We start from the raw sequence: 3,828 nt of genomic DNA on the forward strand, positions 1-3,828 counted from the left end.
ATCCAGATCGTCGGCAACAAGCTCGACGCCAACCGCGTGGTGGCGAACCGCCTGCTCGCGCAACTGCGCGGCGTGCGCGGCCTCGTCGACGCGCGCATTCAACAGCCCGGCGACGCGCCCGCGATCAACGTCAATGTCGACCGCACCCGGGCGATTCAGGCCGGCCTGCTGCAACGCGACGTGTCGCAGAATCTGCTGATCGCGCTCTCCGGCAGTTCGCAGACTTCGCCGAATTTCTGGCTCGATCCGCGCAACGGCGTGAGCTATCCGCTGATGGCGATGATGCCGCAGTACGACGTCAACTCGCTGCAGGCGCTCGCCAATATTCCGGTCGCGCAGAGCGGCGGCAGCTCCGGCGCGACGACGGCAGCGGCTTTGGCCTCGGCGGGCGGCGCCGGTCCCGCGCCGCAGAACCTGCTCGGCGCGTTGAGCACGCTGACACGCGGCACGCAGCAAGCCGTCGTCTCGCACTACAACGTGCAGCCGGTGCTCGATATCTTCGCGTCGGCGCAAGGGCGCGATCTCGGCGGAGTGGCGGCGGACGTGAACCGGCTGGTCGATCAGATCCGGCCGCAATTGCCGCCGGGCGCGTCCATCGTCGTACGCGGCCAGGTGCAGGCCATGCACGATTCGTTCAGCGGCCTCGCGAGCGGCCTCGTGTTCGCCATCGGCCTCGTCTATCTGCTGATGGTGGTCAATTTCCAGTCGTGGCTCGACCCGTTCATCATCATCAGCGGCTTGCCAGGCTCGCTCGCCGGCATCGCGTGGATGCTGTTCAGCACCGGCACCCGCCTGAGCGTGCCGGCGCTCACCGGCACCATTCTGTGCATCGGCATTGCCACGGCCAACAGCATTCTCGTCATCAACACCGCGCGCGAATTCCACCACGGCGGCCAGCCGCCGCTCGCGGCCGCGCTCGAAGCCGGCTTCAGCCGCTTCCGTCCGGTGCTGATGACGGCGCTCGCCATGCTGATCGGCATGCTGCCGATGGCGCTCGGCCTCGGCGACGGCGGCGAACAGAACGCGCCGCTCGGCCGCGCCGTGATCGGCGGCCTCGCGCTCGGCACGGTGTCGACCTTGCTGTTCGTCCCCGTCGTCTACGGGATGGTGCATGCGTGGCTCGACAAACGCCGCGCGGCTCGCAGCGAAAAACACGAATCCGCCGTCCCGGCCCGCACTCTTTGATTTCGACGAGACCTATCCCATGAACGATTCATCACTTCCGCCGGAGTCGGGTAAGCAGGCAACCACGGGCGTGGCAACCGCCGGCACCGCTCACGCCGCTGGTGCCGCGCAAGCCGGCACGGCCGCTCAGCCTGCAAGCGGCAACGAAAGCATGCACGCCGCCGACCCCACGTCCCACCGCGACCCCACCGTCAAACCGCGCCGCCGTCTCTGGCCGTTCGCGCTGAGCGGTCTTGCAGTGGCCTTGCTGATCGTCGGCATCGTGCCGCGTCTGCATGCAAGCGCCGCGCTCACGCAGCAAACACAGGCGCAAAGCATGCTCAGCGTGTCGGTGGTCGCACCGCGCGCCGCGCCGGCCGTCAACGAACTGCTGCTGCCGGGCGCCGTCACGCCATTTGCCGAAGCATCGATCTACGCGCGCACGAGCGGCTACCTCGCGCACTGGAACACCGACATCGGCGCGCAGGTGAAAAGCGGCCAGACCCTCGCGACGATCGAAGCCCCGGATCTGGACGCGCAACTGCGCCAGGCCCGCGCCGACGAAGCCACCGCGCAGGCTAATTTCGACTTTGCGAAGACCACCGCGCAGCGCTGGCAGGAGATGTTGAAGACTCAATCGGTCGCGCAACAGGACACGGACATGAAGGTCAGCGACATGGAAGCGCGCCGCGCGATGCTGGCGTCGGCGCAGGCCAATGTCGCGCATCTCGCCGAGCTGGTTTCGTACGAGAAGATCACCGCCCCGTTCGACGGTGTGATCACCGCGCGCAACGTCGACGTCGGCGCGCTGGTGACAGCGGGCGGCACGCCCGGCACCGCGGGCATGTCGGGCGAGCTGTTCCATATCCAGCAGAACGGCGTGCTGCGCGTGTTCGTCGACGTGCCGCAGAACGACGCGCCGTACGTCACGCCGGCCACCGGCGTGTATCTGACCGCCCAGCAGTATCCGGGCCGCCGCATCGCGGCGAAGGTGGCGCGCAGCACCGGCTCGATCGATCCGACGAGCCGCACGCTGCGCGTCGAGGTCGACGTCGACAACAAGGACGGCGCGCTAATGCCCGGCGCTTACACGCAGGTGCATCTGCAGTTGCAATCGACCACACCGGCGCTCGATCTGCCTGTCAGCGCCCTGCTGTTCCGGCCGGACGGCGTGACGGTCGCCGTGGTCGACAGCAACGGGCGGGCGCTGCTCAAGACCGTGCACATCGGCCGCGATTTCGGCACGCACGTGGAAATCACGACGGGACTCGCCGCCACCGATCGCGTGATCGACAACCCCGGCGATTCGCTCGCCACCGGCCAGATGGTGCAGATCATGCCGGCCATGCACAGCTGAGTGCCTCGTCACGTCACAGAAAGGATTTGCCGATGTTTTCCCTGTCTCTTTCAAGGCCGCTGCCGCGCCGTGCGCTGGCGGCCACGCTGATCGGCGCGCTGCTCAGCGCGTGCTCGACCTTGCCGCCCTACCAGCGCCCGAGCGCCGACATTCCGGCGCACTACGCGGGCGCCGTGCATACGGGCGCCGTGCATACGGGCGCCGTGCATACGGGCGCCGCACCCGGCTGGGCGCAGGCCGCGCCGGCCGACGCCACGCCGCGCGGGCCCTGGTGGACGCTCTTCAACGATCCGGTGCTCAACCAGCTCGAGGCGCGCATCGACGTGTCGAACCAGACCGTGCGCAAGGCCGTCGCGCAGGTTCAGCAGGCGCGCTCGATGGTGGACTATCAGCGTGCCGGATTCTTCCCGACCATCACCGCCGGTGTCGCGCAGGAGCGCTTCCGGACCTCGCAGAACGTCGAAGGGCGATCGCTCGCGGGCAAGACCGTGCCGGACTATTCGGCGGGCGTGGCCGCGAGTTGGGAGCCGGATCTGTTCGGACGGGTACGCGACAGCGTCAACGGCGCGCAGGCCGACGCGCAGGCGAGCGAAGCGGACCTCGAAGGCGTGCGCCTGTCGATGAGCGCCGATCTGGCCGTCGACTATTTCTCACTACGCTCGCTCGATACGCAGAAGAAGCTGCTCGACGACAGCGTGAGCGCCTACGCCGCCGCGTTGAAGCTGTTGCAGCAGCAGCTGAAAGACGGCGCGATCGATGCCTCCGCCGTCGCCCAGGCCACGACGCAGCTCGAAGCGACGCGCACACAAGACACCGACATCGACGTGACGCGCGCGCAGATGCAGCACGCGATCGCCACGCTGATCGGCGAGCCGGCATCGACCTTTACGCTGCCGCCGAACGGTTCGGCCGCGACGCCGCCCGCGATTCCACCTGGTGTGCCGTCGCAACTGCTGGAACGGCGTCCCGATATCGCCGCCGCCGAACGGCGTGTGGCGTCCGCGAATGCGCAGATCGGCGTGGCGCATGCGGCGTTTTTTTCCGGATCTGGTGCTGTCCGCGAGCGCCGGTCTCGAAAGCACGTTTTTCGCGCCGTGGCTGAGCGCGCCGAGTCTGTTCTGGTCGCTCGGACCGCAACTGGCTGGCACGCTGTTCGACGGCGGCAAGCGCAAGGCCAGCCTGCACGGCGCCACGGCGCAATACGACGGCGCGGTCGCGGACTATCGTCAGTCGGTGCTGGTGGCGTTCCAGCAGGTCGAGGACAACCTGTCCGCCTTGCATGCGCTCACCGACGAAGCCGCCAGCCA

2 protein-coding genes and 1 pseudogene are annotated in these 3,828 nt (G+C 68.3%); all 3 read left to right on the plus strand.

Annotated elements, in window-relative coordinates:
- Positions 1–1,185 (plus strand): efflux RND transporter permease subunit (locus tag P0D73_RS45935; protein WP_408436315.1); only part of this gene is annotated, 1,185 nt, incomplete at its 5' end.
- Between the two features lie 19 nt (positions 1,186–1,204).
- Positions 1,205–2,521 (plus strand): efflux RND transporter periplasmic adaptor subunit, encoded by a 1,317-nt coding sequence (locus P0D73_RS45940; RefSeq protein WP_408180127.1) that lies wholly within the window; start codon positions 1,205–1,207, stop codon positions 2,519–2,521.
- A 32-nt stretch (positions 2,522–2,553) separates the two neighbouring features.
- A pseudogene (locus tag P0D73_RS45945) lies at positions 2,554–3,828 on the plus strand (efflux transporter outer membrane subunit); the annotation flags it as partial.

The organism is Paraburkholderia sp. RL18-101-BIB-B (genome assembly GCF_046026985.1).
GTDB lineage: Bacteria > Pseudomonadota > Gammaproteobacteria > Burkholderiales > Burkholderiaceae > Paraburkholderia.

Coding starts and splice junctions, on each gene's coding strand:
- P0D73_RS45940 (WP_408180127.1), top strand. CDS start 1,205: ATGAACGATTCATCACTTCCGCCGGAGTCGGGTAAGCAGGCAACCACG.